The sequence below is a fragment of the Streptomyces sp. NPDC058000 genome (assembly GCF_042886435.1).
Taxonomy (GTDB): Bacteria; Actinomycetota; Actinomycetes; order Streptomycetales; family Streptomycetaceae; genus Streptomyces.
The window spans coordinates 48,021-67,369 of the sequence record NZ_JBHVQS010000017.1 but is presented as its reverse complement, the minus strand read 5'-3'; the positions used below and the strand labels follow the sequence as shown (position 1 = coordinate 67,369).

The following is a 19,349-nucleotide window of genomic DNA, read 5'->3' as shown; positions in this document are numbered from 1 at the left end:
GCCCTCCGGCACGCCACGAGCGGGCCGGAGGGCGTCCGGGGCTCCACCCGGCGCCCACCGACGTGCCAGGCAAGGCCCATAGCTCCCGTGGCTACGGTCCGCACCGCGCGGATGCCTGCGACTCGGCTCCGCCTGGGTGCGCCTGCGGCTCCGCCTGGTCTGCGGGGTGCCGATGCCGAGATGGCAAGGAGCCTCCGGCCGCCTCGCTCGGACGCCGGGCCGGTGCGTCTTCGGGCCGAGCCGGAAATGCCTGGTGGACGAGAGGCAGGAGGGCTATGCTCCCCGCGATGACGACTCAATCTTCGAACAGATTGGGGGACCCGTCCGCGCAAGGTGAGTGCTGATGCTCACTCAGAACGCGAACGGGGATCCCCGACTTTCCTTCTGGCTGCGCGTGCGCGAGTTCGCCGTGCCGCCCTCCATGATCGAGACTGCGACCGCGCGGCGTCGTGCCGGCGACTGGGCAGGGGCGTGCGCCGCCGCAGGCATCGACGTCGATGTCGATCTGCGGTCCGTGGCGCGCCGGCACGGACGGGAACTCGCCGCCCGGCTCCGGGCCGACCTCCGGCACCTGGCTCCTGACCTGTTGCGCTGGCACCTGCCGAGGATCGCTCCTGACGGGCTGTTGCGCCCGGGGCTGACCCTTGCGTTGGCCCGGTACGACGCCCCGGAGCGAGCGGGCTCGGCCCCGGTGTGCCTGGTGGCCAGGACTCCGCCTGCCTGGGCGGGTGCCGGTCAGCGGATCGGCCTCGCGCTGTGGGACGGGACCCGCTCCGACGCCGCCGCCGGCCGACATCCGCATCCCCGTCCGCACCGGCGGTTCCGCCTCGACCTGCACCGTCACCTGTGGGATGCCCGTAGGGCCGATGAGCTGCGGATACGGTGCGGGGCGGAGCGGCCGCCGGACGACGGTCCGGCCGTGCTGCCGCCGGATGCGGAGGTGACCGTGCCAGCCGGGCGGCGCTGTGCCGTGGAGCGGTGGGGGGCCGAGGCGGAGATCCTGCTCCGTGCCGAGGGGCGCTCCACCGGCGCCGTCGACGTACGGCTCGGGGGCCGGCATCGGCTGGCCCTGGAGCTGGTCGCGGACCGGGACGGCCTCGGGCCGCCCGCGGTGCGGATCGCGGTGGGCGCGGGCGGCAGTGCGGGCGCGCTGCCGGTCCTGCCCGATGCGGCGACCTGGGTGCTGCCCGACCTCGAACTGCTCCGCACCGGTGCGATCGGGCTCGATCGGCTGCATCCGTTGGTCGCCTCGGCACTCGTACCGGCCGCCTCCGCACTCGTACCGACCGCCTCGGCACGGGTACCGACCGGCTCCGGACCGCCGCCGGATCACTCGCCGCCCGGCAGGGGCCGGATTCCCGCGGGGGCGGGGTCGGCGCGCCTCGTGGAGTGCCGCGGGGCCCGGCACCGGATCGGGCTGGTCGACGGCGTACTGGCCCCGTTGGACCACGACCCGGCCGAGATCCACCGTGAGGAGCTGCTGGCCGCGTTGACCGGCACTCCGCTCCCCTGCCTACAGGCCGTCGATCAGGCACACCGGCATCCGGAGTGCCTCCCCGACGTCCGCGCACGCCTGGACCACGGCGACGGCGCCGGTGCGTTGGCGGTCGTCGAGGACCTGTTGGGTCCCGATGCGTTGCTGCGCAACGGCGCTCTGCGGGACGCGCTGGAGGCGGCTGCGCGCCGGCGGATCCGCTACGGGCTGTTCCGGGCCGGCCTGGCCGGGCCCGGACCCGACCGCAACCGCCCGGACCGGCACCGTCCCCGCGACCACCGCGCGCACCCGCGCCACGCGACGTCCCCCTGACCCAGGGGTCTTCGGCCCCCTTCCCACCCGCCCGGCTCACCCCGCGCTCCGCACTCCTCCCATAGGTGCCCACACATGCCTGATAGGTGCTCACACATGCCTGCACACACCCCGTTCGCCGCCACCGCCGCCTCCGCCGACCCGGCCCGTGCTTCCCAACTCGACACCGCCGCCGAACCGACCCCCGCCGCCCAACTCGACGTCGCCGGCGACCTGTTGGCCCTGTTGCGCGACGCCACCACCGAACCTCGCCCCGACACCCAGCTGGCGGCGCTGACCCTGGCCGTCGCCGCCGACCTGCCCGTCCTCCTGTGGGGCGAGCCTGGCATCGGCAAGACCGCGGCCCTCACCCAGCTCGCGGCCGCCCTGGACCTTCCGCTGACCACCGTGATCGCCAGCGTGCACGAACCGTCCGACTTCTCCGGGCTGCCCATCGTGGGAGACGATCCCGCGGCACACGGCGTCCCGATGGCCCCGCCGGACTGGGCGGTGCGACTGGTGCGGGCCGGCCGGGGGCTGCTGTTCCTGGACGAGTTGTCCACCGCGCCACCGGCCGTGCAGGCCGCCCTGCTCCGCCTGGTGCTGGAGCGGCGGGTGGGCTCGCTGCAACTGCCGCCGGGGATCCGGATCGTGGCCGCCGCCAACCCGCAGTCCTCGGCCGCCGACGGCTGGGAGTTGAGCCCGCCGTTGGCCAACCGGTTCGTCCACCTCCAGTGGACGCATGACCACGAGGTCGTGGTGCGCGGCCTCGGCGGGACGTGGCCCCGGGCCACCCTCCCGCGGCTCGACCCCGAGGGGTTGTCGGCGGCCGTTGCCTTCGCCCGCCGGGCCGTCTGCGGGTTCCTCGCCGCCCGCCCCGGGCTCGTCCACCGGCTGCCGAGCGGCGAAACCCGTCGGGGTGGTCCCTGGCCGTCGCCGCGCAGTTGGGAGATGACCCTGCGCCTCATCGCCTTCGCGACCGCCGCCGGCTCGTCCCGAGAGGTGCTTTCCCTGCTGGTCAGGGGCACGGTCGGGGACGGGCCGGGGCTGGAGCTGCTGGCCGGCATGGACCGGATGGACCTCCCGGATCCCGAGGTGTTGCTCGCCGACCCGGCGGCCGCCGTCCTGCCCGAGCGGGGGGACCTCCGCCAGGCCGTGTTGGACGGTGTGGTGGCGGCGGTCCGCGAGCGCCCGGACGAGTCGCGTTGGGACGCGGCGTGGACGCTGCTGGTGCGGGCGATGGAAACCGGAGCCCCGGACCTGGTGGTCGTCCCCGCGACCACCCTCGCCACGCTGCGCCAACAGGACTGGGACGTGCCGGCGTCGATCGAACGACTGGCCGGCGCGGTGTCCCTGTCCCGACGGGCGGACCGGGCAGCGGCCCTGGCGGCGACCCGGGCCACCGCGGGGACCGGCCGATGAGCCCGGACGCACCGGGGACACTGGACCTGGACAAGCTCTACGCGGCCCGACTGTACGCCGCCCGCGTCCGGCCCTACTTGGCGACGGCGCTGTTCGCCCTGCACACCGTGGAGTCGCGGCTGGTACCGACGATGGCCGTCGACCGGCACTGGCGGTGCTACGTCTCGCCGGCGTTCGTGACGCGGATGCCGGTGGAGGAACTGGCCGGCGTATGGGTGCACGAGGTGTCGCACCTGCTGCGCGACCACCACGGGCGCAGTGACCGGGTCGCTCGGGAGCGCGGGCTGACCGGACCGGGCGAACGGCTGCGGATGAACATCGCCGCGGACTGCGAGATCAACGACGACGCGTTCGGCGACGGGCTGCCCCGGCCCGAGGGTGCCGTCGAGCCGGGCGTGCTGGGGCTGCCCGAGGGGGAGCTCATGGAGGACTACCTGCGGCAGTTCCGGCTCGGGCCGCGGACCCAGAACCTGGCCTGGCTGGACTGCGGCAGCGGCGCCGACGGGCTGGATCGGGACTGGGACCTGGGACCGGACGGCGCACACGGCCTCAGCGCGCAGGAACGGGACGCGGTCCGGTTCCGGGTGGCGCAGGGCATCACCGGCCGTCCGGGAAACGCCCCGAGGGGGTGGCGGCGGTGGGCGGAAGAGGTGTTCCACCCACCGCAGCCGTGGCGGGAGTTGTTGGGCGCGGCGGTCCGCTCGGCGACCTCCGGTCCCGGCGCCGGGTCCGACTACAGCTACGGTCGTCCGTCGCGCCGGTCGGCCGGGGTACCCGGCGCTCTGCTGCCGAGCCTGCGGCGCCGGCCGCCCCGGGTCGGCGTGGTCATCGACACGTCCGCTTCGGTGAGCGACACCGAACTGGGCAGTGCGCTCAGGGAGGTTGCCGCGATCTCCCGTGCCGTCGGCGGCCGTCGCGATCTGGTCAGCGTGGTGCCGTGCGACGCGGCGGCCCGGATCGTCCACCCGCTGTGCCGCGCCGAGGGCATCCCGCTGCTGGGCGGTGGGGGGACGGATCTGCGGGCCGGCTTCGCCAAGGCGCTGCGGGCGCGGCCCCGACCGGATGTCCTCGTGGTCCTTACCGACGGGCAGACGCCCTGGCCTGGCACCCGACCGCCATGCCGGACGGTGGTGGGGCTGTTCTCCCGGCAGCAGCCGGCCCGTTCGTGGGACGAGAACGATCCCGATTACGTGCCGGACGCGCCGCCTGCGTGGGCACGGGTGGTGGACATCGGATCCGCTCCGCCGGGTCGGTGAGCCCCTGGAGGCCGCGTCCGCCGGGCAGGTCCTGGGTGTATTGCCCTGTGAGGTTGTGATCAATCAGGTGTTTGCAGGAGGCCGTTGATCCAGACCATCGAGGCGCGGAGCGGGCACCACGCGTACCAGGCGGCAACGTCGCTCGCCCACCCCTGAGCACAGGGTAGTTGGCGGGGCCCGGTCAGGGGCCGGTCGGCGACCCGGCGTCGGCCGGCAGGTCGCAGGCGTCGACCAGCTTCAGGACCTGTTGCACGGCGGCGTCGGGGCCGTCCGAGCGGTGCACGGCGGCGACCGCGGTCTCCAGGTAGGGGGAATCGCCGTGCAGGGGACGGTAGGCCACGCCCGGGATGCCCAGCGTGCGTACCTGCTCGGGGGCGAGCGCCAGGCACAGGCCGGCGGCGACGTAGCTGAGCAGCCCCGGCAGGTCGTCCGCCTGGCCGCGCGGTCGGGGCGTGAAGCCGGCCTGCGCGCAGGCCAGCGCGACCTGCTCGGCCAGCCCGGGCAGGGCGCCCGGCTTGGGCACCGCGAACTGCTCCTCGGCGAGTTCCCGCAGGTCGAGGCGTGACTTGACGACGAGCGGATGGTGTTCGGGAAGGACCGCAACCAGCCGTTCCACGCCGATCCGCCGGACGGTCAGTCGTTCCGTGCCGGTGACGGGGAGCCGGACCAGCGCGAGGTCGAGCGTCCCGGCGTGGAGCATGTCGACCAGCTCCGCGGAGGGGTGTTGGCCCAGGTGCAGCCGCAGACCGGGCAACTGCGCGTGGGTGCGGCGCAGCAGGCGCGGCAGGAAGTCGTAGCCGAGGCTGCTGATGAACCCGAGCCGGAGCTCGCCCTCGTGTCCGCTGGCGATCCGCCGGGCCCGGTCCACGGCGGCGGCCTGCGCTTCGAGCAGCCGCCGGGCGTCCTCGGCGAACGCGCGGCCGGCCGGGGTGAGCCGGGCCCCCCGCGGAAGGCGGTCGAACAGGGTGACGTTGAGGCCGCGCTCCAGTCGCTGGATCGCCTGGCTGAGCGGTGGCTGCCGCATGGCGAGCCGCTCGGCAGCGCGGCCGAAGTGCTGTTCCTCGGCCAACACGACGACCTGCTGGAGGATGCGCTGGGTCAATTCCATATTGCACAGCATATGGAAGTCGCCGGAAAGAAGTATTGGACGATATGGGGCGCCGAGGATTTGACTGGCTGTCAACGGTCCGGCGCGCGAAGCCGGCCCCGGCGGAGATCGGAGACGTGCCATGTCGACAGGGCGAGAAGCGGACGGTGACGGTGGCGTCGGTCCACTGCACGGCGTGCGGGTGGTCGAGCTGGCCAGCGTGATCATGGGCCCGTACGCGGCCCAACAGCTCGGTGACCTGGGGGCGGACGTCATCAAGGTCGAACCGCCGACCGGTGACCTGACCCGCCACTACCCGCCGACCCGCAGCCCCGGGATGGGGGTGATGACCCTCAACCTCAACCGCAACAAGCGCAGCGTCGCCCTCGACCTCAAGGCCCCGGGCGGCCGCGACGCGCTGCTCGCCCTCCTCGCGAGCGCGGACGTCCTCCTCACCAACGTCCGCCCGCAGGCCCTGCGGCGCCTCGACCTGGCCTACGAGGACGTGGCGGCCGTCAACCCCGGCCTGGTCTACCTCAACGCCCAGGGCTTCCGCAGCGATTCCACCCTCGGCGGGCACGCGGCGTACGACGACGTCGTGCAGGCGGCATCCGGCCTGGTGTGGCTGAACGAGCAGGTCAGCGGCGTCCCGTACTACGTCCCCACCGTGCTGGCCGACAAGATCTGCGGCCTGGTGATCGTGCAGTCGGTGCTCGCCGCGCTCCACCATCGTGACCGCACCGGCCAAGGCCAGCACGTCGAGGTCCCGATGGCCGACACCATGTTGGCCTTCAACCTCGTCGAGCACCTGGCAGCGGCGACCCTCAACCCGCCCGCAGGGCCGATCGGCTACCCGCGGGCACTCAGCCCCCGCCGCACGGCCTCCCGCACGGCGGACGGCTGGATGTGCATCCTGCCCTACAGCGACCGCAACTGGCGTGACTTCTTCGCCTTCGTCGGCCGCCCGGAACTGGCCGACGACCCACGCTTCGCGTCGTTCACCGCACGCGTCCGCAACGCCGACGAACTCTACGTACTGGTCGGTGAGTTCACGACCCGGCACACCAACGCGGAATGGCAGGAGTTCTGCGACGCGACCAGCATCCCCGCCGCCCCGGTGCTGAGCCTGACGGAGGCCGCCACCAGCGCCTACGCCACCGAAGGCGGTCTGCTCCGGGAGGCCGAGCACCCCACCGAGGGCGGCTACCACCTCATCGGCCAACCCGTGCGCTTCTGGGCCACGCCGGCCGGCCTGCACCGGCACTGCCCGCGGATCGGTGAGCACACCGAGGAGGTCCTCGCCGAGATCGGCCACCGACCGTCCGCCTGAGCCATCAACAGCAACAGCAACAGTCACCAACGCCCGCACCCGCGGACCGAATCGAGGACCCGTGCACGAGCAAGCACCCCTGGACGAACAGGCAGCGCCGAACGAGCGGGAACCGCTGCGCGTCGAGCACCGGCCGAACGGCGTCACGGTGCTCACCTTCGACAATCCCGACAAGCGCAATCCCATGACCGGGCGGCTGACCGCACAGTGGCGGCGCGCCATGCGGTCCCTGCGCCAGGACCCCGACCTGCGCGCCGTCGTGATCACCGGCACCGGCCCCGCGTTCTGCTCGGGCGCCGACCTGGGGGAACTCGCCGACCGACACGGCCAGGGCCTCCCCGGCACCCGGGCCCAGCTGTCGGACTTCTACCGGACCTGGCTGACCGTCCGTGACCTGCCCGTCCCCACCGTGGCGGCCCTCAACGGCCACGCGGTGGGCGCCGGGCTGGCGCTGGCCCTGGCCTGCGACCTGCGGTACGCCGCGGCGGAGGCGAAGCTCGGCGCGCCGTTCGTCCGACTCGGCCTGCACCCGGGCATGGCCACCACCGCCCTGCTCGCCGAGGCCGTCGGACCGCCGAGGGCACGGGAACTGCTGCTGACCGGGCGGCTGATCAGCGGAGCGCGAGCCGCCACCATCGGCATGGTGAACGAGGCGCTGCCGGCCGAGCAGGTGCTTCGGGCCGCGCTCGACGTGGCCGACGAGATCGCCGCCGCGGCCCCGCTGGCGGTCCGGCTGACCAAGAGCGGCCTGGCCCAGGGCCAGCCCACCGTCGAACGGGCGCTGACCTGGGAGGCGCTCGCCCAGCCGGTGACGACCACCACCGACGACTTCCGCGAGGGCATCCAGGCCCGCCGGGAACACCGCCGCCCGCACTTCACGGGCGCCTGACCACCACCGCCGACCACGTACCCATCACTCCGCCTGAGGAGCACCCGATGACCCTCTCCGCCCTCGATCTCGGCGCCGTCCAACTACCCCGCGAAACACGGCAGTTACGACAGGAGGTGCGCGACTTCCTCACCGCGGAGCGGGCCGCCGGCACCGTCCTGGGTCGGCCCGACTCCTGGTTGACCGGCTGGGACCCCGCGTTCACCCGCCGTCTGGCCCGGCGCGGCTGGGTGGGCATGACCCTGCCGCGGACGTACGGCGGTGGCGGGCGCGACAACCTCGAACGCTACGTCGTCATCGAGGAGTTGTTGGCCGCCGGTGCCCCGGTCTCGGCCCACTGGGTCGCCGACCGGCAGGCCGGGCCCACCATCCTGCGCCACGGCACCGAGGCGCAGCGGAGCCACTACCTGCCCCGGATCGCCGCCGGCGCGTGCTTCTTCTCGATCGGAATGAGCGAACAGGACAGCGGCTCGGACCTGGCCTCGGTACGGACCCGGGCGGAGCGGACCGCCAACGGCTGGCGGCTGACCGGGACCAAGATGTGGACGGGCGGCGCGCACGTCAACGACCACGCGATCGTGCTCGCCCGGACCGACGAGTCCGAGGACCGCCACGCCGGGCTGAGCCAGTTCATCGTCGACCTGCGCGATCCGCACGTCCGGGTCGAGCCGATCCGTCTCCTCAGCGGCGAGCACACCTTCAACTACTGCCACCTGGAAGGCGTCGAGCTCACCGACGACGCGCTGCTCGGGCGCCCCGGTGACGGCTGGCAGCAGGTCACCGGCGAACTGGCCCTGGAACGCAGCGGGCCCGAGCGCTTCCTGTCCACGCTGCCGCTCCTGACCGCCCTGGTGGGACAGTTGCAGCGCACCGGCGGGTGCAGTCCCGAGCAGCAGGCCCGCGTGGGCCGGCTCACCGCGCGCCTGTCGTCCATCCGGCAGCTGTCGTTGGGGGTGGCCGCGGCGCTGGCGGCCGGTCGCCCCGCCGACGTGCAGGCGGCACTGGTCAAGGACCTCGGGACCCGCTTCGAGGGCGAACTCGTCAACGAGGTCCGCGAGATCCTTCCGATCGCCGCCCGCTTCGACGCCACCCGTGGCAGCTACCCCGAACTGCTGGCCACCGCGATCCTGCATACGCCGGGATACACACTGCGCGGCGGCACCAACGAAATCCTGCGCGGCATCATCACCCGAGGTCTGGAGCTGTCCCGATGAGCACCGAATCCTCCGTCGAACGCGCCGTCGACGCCCTGCCGCCGCTCGACACGGCCCCGACCACGCTGGTGGCCCTGGCGCGGGAAGCCGGCTACCGCGGCACGCCGGCACCCCTCGCCGAGACGCTGCTCGTCGCACGCCCGCTGCTGGCCGCGGCCGGGCTCGCCGTCCCGGACGGCCCGCTCACGGTGGCAGCCGGCCCGCTCGACGTGCGGTTCACCCACGTGGACACCGACAGCAGGGTCGGACCGTCGGGAGCCGCCGGCACCGATGACGCCCTGCGGGTCAGCGGCACGCTGCACCGGGTGCCGTGGGCCCGGGACGCCGAAGCCGCGGTCGTGCTGACCGAGGGACCGTCCGGCGGACCCGTGCTCCTCCTCCTCGAAGCCGCCGAGTGGCGGCAGGTGGCGGGCACGAACCTGGCGGGCGAGCCCCGGGACGACCTGGTACTGCTCGACGTGGCCGTCCCCGCCGAGCGGGTCCGCCGCGTTCCGGCCGCGCTGGTCCGGGAGGCCGAATGGCGTTCCGGCCTGGCGCGGGCCGCCCTGATCGCCGGTGCGGCACGCCGCTGTGTCGAGCTGACGGTCGCTCACACCACCTCCCGTATGCAGTTCGGCCGACCGCTGAGCCACTTCCAGGCCGTCAAGCAGGAGGAGGCCAAGCTCGTCGAGGAGACTGCCCTGGTCGCCGCGGCCGTCGAGGCGGCCGCGGCCGCCCTGGCCGAACCGGACTCCGCGGAGTTCACCGCGTGGCTCGCAGCCGCGCAGGCCGCCGCCTCGGTGGCCGAGATCACCCGCATCGCCCACCAACTGCACGGCGCGATCGGTTTCACCGAACTCAGCCCGCTCCACCTGGCCACCACCCGCATGTGGTCCTGGCGTGACGAGGACAGCGGCGAACGGGCCTGGCAGCAAAGGATCGGCCGGCGCGTACTCGACGGCGACAGCGGCCGGCTGTGGCCGCAGGTGACCGGCGACTGACCCACGACTGACCCGCGGTTCGGTCGAGCCTACGGACGCCGACCCTCCGGCTACGAAGAGCGGAACACCGTCGAGCGTCTGGCCGACGAGCTCAAAGCCTGGCGGGGCGTCGCGACTAGGGCCTGTCCGGTGGATCAGGGTCGGATAGGCCGCGGCGTCTGGCGCGGTGCATCGCAAGGCGCCGGAGCGGCCTGATAGCGGAGCTATTGGGACGTTTCGGCAACGCGGCGTGGGGGGCACCTCCCAGCGTTAGCTGGGGGAGTGCCGTGCCAGACGCCGCGGCCCCGGCCATGATCCACCGGACAGGCCCTAAGGGCCTACCGGGCCCTGTCCCACCGGGCAGACCCTAGGCGCCCACGCGGAGCAGCAGTTTGCCGGTGGTGGTTCGGCTGCCGAGGAGTCGGTGGGCTTCGGCGGCGTCGGCGAGGGCGAATTCGGCGGTGACGGGGAGTTCCACGGTGCCGTCGGCGACCGTGCGGAAAGCGCGTTGGGCCAGGTCCCGCAGCGCCTCGGGGGCGGCCTGTGCCAGGGAGAGGACGGAGAGGCCGGCGACGGAGCGGCCCATCGGGTAGAGCTCAGGCTGGCCGACCTGCCAGGGGTCGGCCGCGGAGGCGTTGCCGAAGGAGACCAGTCGGCCGAAGGCCGCCAGCGAGTCCAGGCTGCGGCGGAAGGTGTCGCCGCCGACCGGGTCGAGCGCGAGGTCGACGCCCCGGCCGCCGGTGGCCCGGCGCACCTCTTCCGGGAAGTCGTCGATGCTGAAGACCGCGTCGTAGCCGTACGTGCGGGCGTGGTCGGCCTTGTCGGGCCGGGAGACGACGCCGTAGACCGCGCCCGCTCCGGCGGCCTTCGCCAACTGGCCGACGACCGTGCCGATACCGCCGGCCGCCCCCTGGACGAGCACGCTCTCCCCCTTCCCCAGCCGCCCGATTTCATGGAGCAGCGCATGGGCCGTGGGGAGGACGGTGGGCAGGGTGGCGGCGGTGCGCAGGTCGAGGCCGTCCGGTACGGGGAACACGGTCGCGCTGTCGGCGACGGCGACTTCGGCGTACGCCCCGTGGGGCATCAGGGCGGCCACCTCCTGACCGATGCGGAACGCCGTCACCCCCTCGCCCACCGCGCGGATCCGGCCGGAGACGTCCAGTCCCGGTACGAACGGCAGCGCGGGGACGCGGTAGCCCTCGGCCCGCGCCTTGACGTCGGCGAAGTTCACCCCGGCGAAGGCGACGTCGATGCTCACCTGCCCGGGGCCGGGCTCGGGCGCCTCGGTTTCCACGACCGAAAGGACCTCCGGGTCGCCATACCGCTCAAACCGGACCGCACGCATACGGATGCACCTCACCGAATCGAGTGTTCAACGAGTTTCGAACACTCGGAGTGTATGATCCTCATCGAACACCGGGCAAGGGGGTACGACATGGCAGACCACACCACGCACACCACCGGCCACCGGGCCGCCCCCACACACCTCCACCCCGACGACGTCCCGCTCCAGACCGCGCTGGCCGCACTGGCCGACCCGGTCCGGCTGCAACTGGTCCGCGAACTCGCCGGCAGCGCCGACTGGACCCGCGCCTGCGGCAGCTTCGACGTACCGGTGCAGAAGGCCGCGCTGAGCCACCACTTCGCCGTGCTGCGCCAGGCGGGCCTCGTCGAGCAGCGCGACGCGGGGCCGCGGCGGGTCAACCGTCTGCGCCGCGAGGAGTTCGACGCCCGGTTCCCTGGACTCCTCGCCCTGGCGCTGCGCCCCGACCCGCTCACTCCGTGAGCCGTCGGTGGCCGATGTCTCTCTTGTGACTCTTGGGTCGTGACGCACCGTACGACCGGAAGGCCCAAACCGGCCCGCGGTATCGACCCTCATCTGACACATGACCTGCCCGGACATACTTAAGTTGGAGAACGTGGACCACCGCTGTCCCGTCATGGTCAAGTGACAGAAGTCATCCGCCACGTGCGGGGACGAAGCATCCGTCACGCGACTGACGTCATGACGAAGGGACACCGATCTCATGATCTTGGGGCGGGAGCGGGAACAGCAGCGGCTGGCCGATCTGGTCCGCGGCACACGGCAGGGTCGGAGCGGCTCGGTCGTCCTGCGCGGCCCGGCCGGTATCGGCAAGAGCGCGCTGTTGGACGATGTGGCGCACACCGTCCCTCCTGACGTCCGGGTGCTGCGTGTCGTCGGCGTGGAGAGCGAGGTCGAGCTGTGCTGCGCGGGCCTGCACCAGGTGCTGCGTCCGCTCCTGCCGCGGCTGGATCGGCTCCCGGATCCGCAGGCCGAGGCGATCCGCGCGGCGTTCGGGCTGGGTTCGGCCCCCGTCGACCGCTTCCTCGTTTCGCTGGCCGGGCTGACCCTGCTGTCCGACGCCTGCGAGGAGGCACCGGTGGCGGTGCTCGTGGACGACGCGCACCGACTGGACCCGGCGTCCGCCGACGCGTTGGCCTTCATCGCCCGGCGGATCGAGGCGGAGCGCCTGGTGATGATCTTCGCCGCCCGGGACGGCTGCGGTCGCTTCGACGCCCCGGGCCTGCCCGAGCTCGCCTTGGGGCCGCTGCCCCCCGACGCCGCCGAGAAGCTGCTGTCCCGTACGGCGTCGGAGGCCGTCCGCGCGGTACGTCAACGCCTGCTGCGCGAGGCCGAAGGCAATCCGCTCGCACTGTGCGAACTGCCCACCGCGCTCACCGCCGAACAGTTGCGGGGCAGCACTCCCCTCCCCGAACACCTCCCCCTCAACACCCGTTTGCAGCAGATCTACTTGGACCGCACGGCCCGGCTGTCCGACGGGCACAGCGATGCCCTGCTACTGGCGGCGATCGAGCACGACGGAGATCTCACGGTGATCCTCGACGCCAGCGACGACCGGGATGCGGCGACCGCCGATCTGTATGCCGCCGCGGCGGCCGGGCTGATCGACCTGGACGAGCAGCGCGTGCGCTTCCGTCACCCGCTGGTCCGCTCCGCCCTCTACCAAGCGGCTCCGGTCCGCACACGCCATGCCGCGCACCACGCACTGGCCCGTGGCTTGGCCGCGGACGACGAGCGTCGGGTGTGGCACCTGGCGGCCGCCACCATGGGCGCGGACGACACGGTGGCCGATCTGCTGGCGCTCTGCGCGGACCGTTCCCGGCGCGCGGGCGGGGTGGTCACCGCCGGTCGTGCGTTGCGCCGGGCCGCCGCGTTCGCCACCACGCCCCGGGCCCGGGCACGTTGGCTCATCGACGCCGCCGGATGTGCCTGGGAAGCCTCCGATCCCGCGCACGCCCTGCCCCTGCTCGACGAGGCCGAGACCCTGGTCTCCGAGCCCGCGCTACGCGCCCGGTCGGCCCGGGTCCGCGGCACCGTCATCCACGCCGGCGGCAACCCCGCGCTCGCCTGCCGCACGCTCCTGGACGGCGCCCGCCTCGTCCTCGATGGTGACGCGGGGCTGGCCGAGGAGCTGTTGGTGCTGGCGGCCCGCTCCGCGTGGGTGGCGAACCGTCCGGAGGAACTGGGACGCATCGCCGCGCTCCTGGCCCGGACCCGCTCCTCGACGGGCTGGGTTCCGGACCACTTCCGGGCGCAGCTCGCGTACTTGGGTGGTCTGTCGTGCGATGCGGCGCCCCGCGGCGATTCCCCGGCGTACCTCCCGCGTGCCACCGCCGACCGTGCCCCACTCTGGTACTGCACGGCCGACGCCCGGCCGTGGATGTGGCCGCCGGCGTTCCTACCGCACCTGATGGGCGACACCGAATCCGCGCTGGACGCCCTCCAGCGGGCGGTCGCCTCGCTGCGCAAGAACGGTGCGCTGGGGGCCCTTCCGCTGTCGGTCCTCCCCCTCGTCTCGCTCCAGCTCATCACCGGTCAGTGGACCGCCGCGACCGCCCACGCGACCGAAGCGCTCCTGCCCGCCGACGAGACCGGGCAACGCGCCGCCGCCGCTGACCTGCGCGCCGCGCTCGCCTGGATCGCGGCCGCCCGCGGCGAGGGGGACCGGTGTCGCGAACTGGCCGAGCAGGCCCTCGACTTCGCCGTGCCGCAGGGCATCGCGTCGACCGCGGCGCTCACGTACTGGGCGCTGGGCCTGAACGCCCTGGCCGAGGGCAAGGCGTCCGGCGCCGCCCGACTGTTGCGCGAGGTCACCACGCCCGGCGCCCAGGGGGAACACTTCATGATGAGCTGGCTCGTGCTGCCCGACCTCGTCGAGGCGTACGTGCGCGCCGGGCAGCCGGAGCTCGCCCGTTCGGCACTGGAGCAGTGGGAACGCTGTGCCGCACCCGCGAACGTGCCCGCCCTGCACACCACATGGCAGCGGTGCCGGGCCCTGCTCGCCGCCAACGACGCAGCGGACTCCCTGTTCGCCGCGGCCCTGACGGCTGATGCCCCCTCGGTCTTCGAAGCCGGGCGCACCCACCTGCACTACGGGGAGTGGCTGCGGCGGGCCCGCCGCATCAAGCCCGCCCGGGACCACCTCCACCAGGCGCTGAAGTCCTTCCAGGCAGCCGGAGCCGCGCCCTGGGCGGACATGGCGTTGTGCGAACTGCGGGCCGCCGGTGAGCAGGTCGAGGAACCGGCTCCGGGTCCCGGCGACGCGCCGCACCGGCTCACGCCCCGGGAACTGGAGATCGTGCGCCTCGCTGCCCAGGGGATGAGCAACAGCGCCATCGCGGCGCGGTTGTTCCTCAGTCCGCGCACCGTGGGGCACCACCTGTACAAGGTGTTCCCCAAGCTCGGCATCACCTCCCGGCACCAACTGCGGGCGGTGCGGCTGGAGGTGGCGGAGCGGCCGTCGTCCGTCCGCACCTGAGCGGGCGCGGCTGACCGACGCGGTCGATACCGGCCGCGTCGGTCTGCGGGTCGTGGCCGCGTCCCGACGCGGTCTCCGGATCCGCTCAGCCGTCCTGGTCGTGCCGCGGGTACAGCACCGCCTGTTGGAAGGCGTCGAGTCCGGCGGTGTAGCCGGCGTCCGACTGGTCGTCCGGCATCCCGGCGGCCAGGACGTAGAGGGCGGTTTCGCGGATACCGTCCACACCGAGGGCGTCCTCCACCTCGCTGTCGCGGAAGGCCGCGGTCTGGAACGGCCCCAGGCCCAGCGCGGTGGCGGTGAGGGCGAAGGTCTGCCCGAGGTGGCCGGCGTTCAGCAACATCACTCGATAGGCGCGGGGGGCCCGGTACTTGCTGCTCATGCGCTCGACCACGGCGGTCACGAACACCACCAGCGCGGCGTCGCCGACCCCGGACTGGTCGAAGCACAGGTGTGCCGCCTGTTCGCGGGTGAATGCGCCGTCCAGCAGTTCCAGCGAGTGTTCGAGGCAGTTGTAGTGGTAGAGCCCCGGGGTCACCCCGTCGACGGCGAAAATCCCGACGTACGCCTCCAGTTCGTGGCGGGCGCCGCCCGCCGCACTGGTGCGTTTCATCAGGGCCCCGAAGTCCTGACCGTCGAGGAATTCGCTGGGGCCGAACACCATCGCCAGCAATCCGGAGAGCAGCGGCAGCGGCAGGGCCACCTGCGCGAAACTCCGGTGGGTGCGACGCTGGTAAAGGGTCCGGACGAAGTCGGCATCCGTTTCGAGCGGGCCGCGGGGCAGCAGGATCCGGTCCGCGGTCGGGTAGTTCTTGAACAGAGCGGGACGCTTTCCGGCCCGGAAGTCGTCGTTGACCTCCGGTGATTCCGTGTAGTCGGCGTCCTTGCTGGAGAAGTGCAGCGCGGTGGCCTCCGGCGACCAGGTCTCCCAGTGCGTGGCCAGGAGTCCGTCGCGCTCGCTCTCGCCTTCGGAGACGAGGAAACCGAAGGTGTGCAGTTCCCGCACGGCCGCGCGGCAGGAGTCCGGGTCGTATTCCGGGAATTCCTTCAGGGCGTCGTCCTCGGTCGTCCAGTCGGTGAACGCGGCGAGGATGTCGGCGGCCATCGGGGCGAGCGAGATCGGTGTGCCACCGAGGTAGTTCTGGATGACGAAGGACCCGTCGCGCCAATAGCAGACGAGGTTGTGCGCGCGCCGCAACAGCATGGCTTCTCCTTGAGGACCGGGGGCCGGTGTGTCCGGCCCCCGATCGGTTATCTCGTGATGCTTCAGCGCTGGAAGTGAATCTTGATGGAGCGACCCTCGACCGGCTTGGCAGCGAGATCCATCTTCTTCATCACGCACTCCTCTCTGTTGGAGAGCCCGTTCGGCTCTGTTGGAGAGCCCGTTCGGCTCGACGCCCAGTGAACCCGTGCGACGCGGGCGGCGGCATCCGTCGGGCGACCGGTCCGGTGCGTCCGGTAGGTGACAGGGCCGGGTGGGCGCCCCCACCGTCGTCACAAGGGATTGCCTTGCGCATCAGTAGAGTGACGTGGCTGCGCATGCGGACGGGCGCGCCGAGGAATTCCCGGTCGTGTTGCGTAAGTCAAGTCGTCTTACCGATGCGGCGGTTACGTCACCGCGTCGGAGGGTGCTGGCGGATGGTCCGCCCGGCGAGCACCGACCGTTCCGAACCGGTCGTCCGACTGATGCCGTCGATGTCACCGCACGGGTTGACTGTGCAGCGAGCCAAACGGGCTCACCATCCGAAAGGAGAGCGTGATGAAGAAGATTGCACTCGCTGCCAAGCCGGTCGAGGGTCGCTCCATCAAGGTGCACTTCCAGCGCTGAGCGTCCGGGTAGTTCGATCGGGGGCCGGCCTGTCCGGCCCCCGATCGCCCGGAGTCCGCTCCTACCGCATCCTGGCCATTGAGGGGGAGTGTGGACGGTGGAACTCGACGAGCTCAAAAGCCGGATGGCGAGTGGCGAGCCCTATCTGGCCAACGACCCCTCGTTACGGCCGTACCGCAAGCGGTGCGAAAGACTGCTGGACGACTTCAACGCCACGGCGCTCGGGGACCAACGGGGAAGGGACGCGCTCCTTCCGGAGCTGTTGGGATCCGTCGCGCAGGGCGTCCGGGTGGTGCCCCGATTCCTCTGTGAATTCGGGTTCTTCATCGAGATCGGCGAACGGTCGCGGATCAACTTCGATGCCGTTTTCCTCGACTGCGCGCCGATCACCATTGGCGCTGACGTCCGGATGGGTCCTCGCTGTCAGCTGTACACCGCCAATCATCCGCACTCCGCCGAGCTGCGGCACGGCATGTGGGAGAGCGCGCAACCCATTCGGGTCAAGGACGGTGCCTGGCTCGGCGGCGGGGTGATCGTCCTGCCGGGCGTCACGATCGGCGCCAACACGGTGGTCGGGGCCGGCAGCGTCGTGACGCGGGACCTTCCGGACGAGGTGGTCGCCGTGGGAAACCCGGCGCGCGTGGTGCGGGCGCTCGGCTGAGGCGTTGCGCGCCCGTCCCGTATCGGCCGCGGGGCCGACGTGGCGCCGCGCCACAAGGGCTTTTCCGGCTGTGCCGGTGAGGGATGGGGACACGTGGATTGCTCATTCGACTTCGACGCCGTGGTGTTCGACCTCGACGGGACGCTCATCGATTCGGTGCGGCCGGAATTCCTGGCCTGTTCGGCGCTCTTCGAGGAATGCGGTGCCGAGTTCACCCCCGACTTCTGGGCGCGCGAGGTGTGTGGTCGCGTAGGCGGATACCCGGCTCTTTTCGAGGTCCTTCGGCAGCGGGCGGCGGTCGCGTTGACCGATGCGGAGTTGCAGGACCGGCTCGCCGTCCAGTGGGACCGTTTCTTCACTCCGGAACACGTCACGCTGCTGCCGGGAGCGGGCGCCCTGCTCGATGAACTCCGTTCTTCCGGGCGGCCGTTGGCCGTTGCTTCGTCGTCCGACCGGGAATGGGTCACCCGCTGGCTTCGGCACTTCGCGATCGAGCGGCATTTCTCGGTGGTCGTGTCGGGCGATGACGTGGCCAGGAAGAAGCCCGATCCGATGGCGTACGTGGTGGCGGCTGCGGAATTGGGTGTGCCCCCGGCGCGATGCCTTGCCGTGGAGGACTCGTTGACGGGGATAGCCGCCGCCAAAACCGCCGGATGCACCGTCGTTGCGGTCCCGACCCGCCTCACGCGTCATCTCGACCATGCGTCGGCTGACTGTGTCGCCTCGGACCTGCACGAAGTGCGGAGGCTGTGGCCGGCCATCGATCCGGTGCCACCGCGGTGAAGGCGCTGTCCGTTCAGAGTGCGTGCGATCAGTAAAGGCGAGAAGAATGCGAAAAGGTTACGTCGCGATCGTCGACGCGAGCCCCGCCGGCCTTTCCGGCGGCCTGGTCTCCGAGTTCGAGAAGGCCGGCTACGCGTCCGTCCACGTGCAGAGCGCTCCCGTGCGCCCGAAGATGTACGAGAAGGTCGTGCCCACCGGCTATGTCGGCGAGGTCATCCATGACGGCGACCTCGACCGCACCATCGAGCGACTTTCCGCTTACCAGCCGGTCGCGGTCCTTCCGGACAGCGAGTTCGGGGTTCCCTTCGCGGATCTGCTGAGCGAGAAGATGGGGCTGCTGTCGAACGGGACGGACAAGAGTCCCGCCCGGCGCGACAAGTACGTGATGATCGAGACGATCAAAGCGGCCGGGCTGCGCGGCGCACGGCAGTTGCTGGCCAAGGATGCCGAGGAACTGGCCTCCTGGCACCGGGAATTGGGCTGCCGGATCGTGGTGAAACCGCTCAGCAGCGCGGGCAGCCAGGGCGTGCACTACTGCGACACCCCCGAGCAGGCGGTGCGTGCGTACGAGGCGCTGGCCGGCACGGAGAACATCTTCTCGATGCCCAATGACGCGGTGCTGGCGCAGGAATACCTCGTCGGCACCGAATACGCGATCAACACCGTCAGCCGGGACGGGAAGCACCACGTGTGCGACATCTGGACCGCGACCCAGATCACCGCGAACGGGGTCCTCGACCTCTGTGACGGTCTGGTCCTGTTGCCGCACGAGGGCGAGAAGATCGACCGGGTGGTCGCCTATTGCGAGCAGGTCCTGGATGCGATGGACATCCGCCACGGCCCGGCCCACATCGACGTCAAGCTGACCCCGACCGGTCCGTGCCTGATCGAGATCGGCGCGCGGATGGGAGGTGGGTACACCGACCATTACGCGCGGTTGGGCATCGGGGAATCGCAGTTGAACTGGACGGTGGACGCCTATACCGATCCGGAGCGGTTCTTCGCACGCTGCCCGGAGCGTTACGAGGTCCAGCAGTTCATCGCCGGCGCGCCGATGATCTCGCCGGTCGAGGGGACCTTGCGGGGATACCGGGGCCTCGACGCGCTCAAGAAGTTGGAGAGTTACCACGGTGTGCGGGAATTCCGTCGGCCCGGCGACCGGATCGTACCGACCGTCGACGACCTGACGTACCCCCTGCTCGTCGAATTGCGCCACGACGTGCTCGATGTCGTGCTGCGCGACCTCGCCACCGTTCGCTACCTCGACGGCAAAGAGTTCTACGACGTCGACTGACCGTGCTCCCCCGGGAGGGCCGAGGAGTGAGAGAGGAGAGC

Annotated in this window: 15 protein-coding genes; 12 read left to right on the top strand and 3 right to left on the bottom strand. The window is 72.0% G+C overall.

The features are described from left to right. The first annotated feature begins 343 nt into the window (after positions 1-343). The 3 genes from ACFVT2_RS18925 to ACFVT2_RS18915 all read left to right on the top strand — a co-directional run bounded on the left by ACFVT2_RS18925 (position 344) and on the right by ACFVT2_RS18915 (position 4,464). Positions 344-1,807, top strand: coding sequence for a hypothetical protein (locus ACFVT2_RS18925; RefSeq protein ID WP_390018987.1), 1,464 nt, complete (start codon positions 344-346; stop codon positions 1,805-1,807). A 96-nt stretch (positions 1,808-1,903) separates the two neighbouring features. Continuing rightward, entirely contained in the window at positions 1,904-3,208 is a 1,305-nt protein-coding gene (locus ACFVT2_RS18920) for an AAA family ATPase (protein WP_390018986.1), read from the top strand. Continuing rightward, a complete protein-coding gene (locus ACFVT2_RS18915) occupies positions 3,205-4,464 on the top strand; it encodes a VWA-like domain-containing protein (protein ID WP_390018984.1) in 1,260 nt (419 codons plus the stop codon). The genes ACFVT2_RS18920 and ACFVT2_RS18915 overlap by 4 nt, the downstream gene beginning before the upstream one ends. Positions 4,465-4,645: 181 nt before the next feature. Here ACFVT2_RS18915 and ACFVT2_RS18910 read toward each other — a convergent pair whose 3' ends face one another. Next, the gene (locus tag ACFVT2_RS18910) at positions 4,646-5,572 is read right to left on the bottom strand and encodes a LysR family transcriptional regulator (RefSeq protein ID WP_390018982.1); all 927 of its coding nucleotides are present in this window, start codon (positions 5,570-5,572) and stop codon (positions 4,646-4,648) included. Between the two features lie 121 nt (positions 5,573-5,693). Between ACFVT2_RS18910 and ACFVT2_RS18905 the strand changes: the two genes are divergently transcribed. The 4 genes from ACFVT2_RS18905 (at position 5,694) to ACFVT2_RS18890 (ending at position 9,964) form a co-directional block, all read left to right on the top strand. Next, entirely contained in the window at positions 5,694-6,881 is a 1,188-nt protein-coding gene (locus tag ACFVT2_RS18905; protein WP_390018979.1) for a CaiB/BaiF CoA transferase family protein, read from the top strand. Positions 6,882-6,942: 61 nt separating this feature from the next. Continuing rightward, on the top strand, positions 6,943-7,770 hold the full coding sequence (locus ACFVT2_RS18900; protein ID WP_390018977.1) for an enoyl-CoA hydratase/isomerase family protein: 828 nt from the start codon (positions 6,943-6,945) through the stop codon (positions 7,768-7,770). 47 nt (positions 7,771-7,817) lie between these two features. Beyond that, complete coding sequence (locus tag ACFVT2_RS18895) at positions 7,818-8,984, top strand: acyl-CoA dehydrogenase family protein (RefSeq protein ID WP_390018975.1); 1,167 nt, start codon at positions 7,818-7,820, stop codon at positions 8,982-8,984. After that, positions 8,981-9,964: an acyl-CoA dehydrogenase family protein gene (locus ACFVT2_RS18890; protein WP_390018972.1), complete on the top strand. Its 984-nt coding sequence runs from the start codon at positions 8,981-8,983 to the stop codon at positions 9,962-9,964. The genes ACFVT2_RS18895 and ACFVT2_RS18890 overlap by 4 nt, the downstream gene beginning before the upstream one ends. A 346-nt stretch (positions 9,965-10,310) precedes the next feature. Here ACFVT2_RS18890 and ACFVT2_RS18885 read toward each other — a convergent pair whose 3' ends face one another. Continuing rightward, complete coding sequence (locus tag ACFVT2_RS18885) at positions 10,311-11,288, bottom strand: zinc-binding alcohol dehydrogenase family protein (RefSeq protein ID WP_390018969.1); 978 nt, start codon at positions 11,286-11,288, stop codon at positions 10,311-10,313. A gap of 90 nt (positions 11,289-11,378) precedes the next feature. On the opposite strand from ACFVT2_RS18885, the gene ACFVT2_RS18880 reads away from it, so the two are divergent. Both ACFVT2_RS18880 and ACFVT2_RS18875 read left to right on the top strand, forming a co-directional pair. Next, positions 11,379-11,729, top strand: coding sequence for an ArsR/SmtB family transcription factor (locus ACFVT2_RS18880; RefSeq protein WP_390018967.1), 351 nt, complete (start codon positions 11,379-11,381; stop codon positions 11,727-11,729). 241 nt (positions 11,730-11,970) lie between these two features. Beyond that, the gene (locus ACFVT2_RS18875; RefSeq protein ID WP_390018965.1) at positions 11,971-14,745 is read left to right on the top strand and encodes an AAA family ATPase; all 2,775 of its coding nucleotides are present in this window, start codon (positions 11,971-11,973) and stop codon (positions 14,743-14,745) included. 85 nt (positions 14,746-14,830) lie between these two features. Here the strand turns inward: ACFVT2_RS18875 and ACFVT2_RS18870 are convergent, their stop codons facing one another. Further along, positions 14,831-15,946, bottom strand: coding sequence for a SagB/ThcOx family dehydrogenase (locus ACFVT2_RS18870; RefSeq protein WP_390018963.1), 1,116 nt, complete (start codon positions 15,944-15,946; stop codon positions 14,831-14,833). A gap of 721 nt (positions 15,947-16,667) precedes the next feature. Between ACFVT2_RS18870 and ACFVT2_RS18865 the strand changes: the two genes are divergently transcribed. Genes ACFVT2_RS18865 through ACFVT2_RS18855 form a run of 3 tightly spaced genes read left to right on the top strand, consistent with a single transcriptional unit; the run spans position 16,668 to position 19,308 of the window. Beyond that, positions 16,668-17,231: a sugar O-acetyltransferase gene (locus ACFVT2_RS18865; RefSeq protein ID WP_390018961.1), complete on the top strand. Its 564-nt coding sequence runs from the start codon at positions 16,668-16,670 to the stop codon at positions 17,229-17,231. Between the two features lie 39 nt (positions 17,232-17,270). Continuing rightward, complete coding sequence (locus ACFVT2_RS18860) at positions 17,271-18,014, top strand: HAD family hydrolase (protein WP_390018959.1); 744 nt, start codon at positions 17,271-17,273, stop codon at positions 18,012-18,014. Between the two features lie 46 nt (positions 18,015-18,060). After that, positions 18,061-19,308, top strand: a complete 1,248-nt coding sequence (locus ACFVT2_RS18855) for an ATP-grasp domain-containing protein (RefSeq protein ID WP_390018956.1) — start codon at positions 18,061-18,063, stop codon at positions 19,306-19,308. The last annotated feature ends 41 nt before the right edge of the window (positions 19,309-19,349 follow it).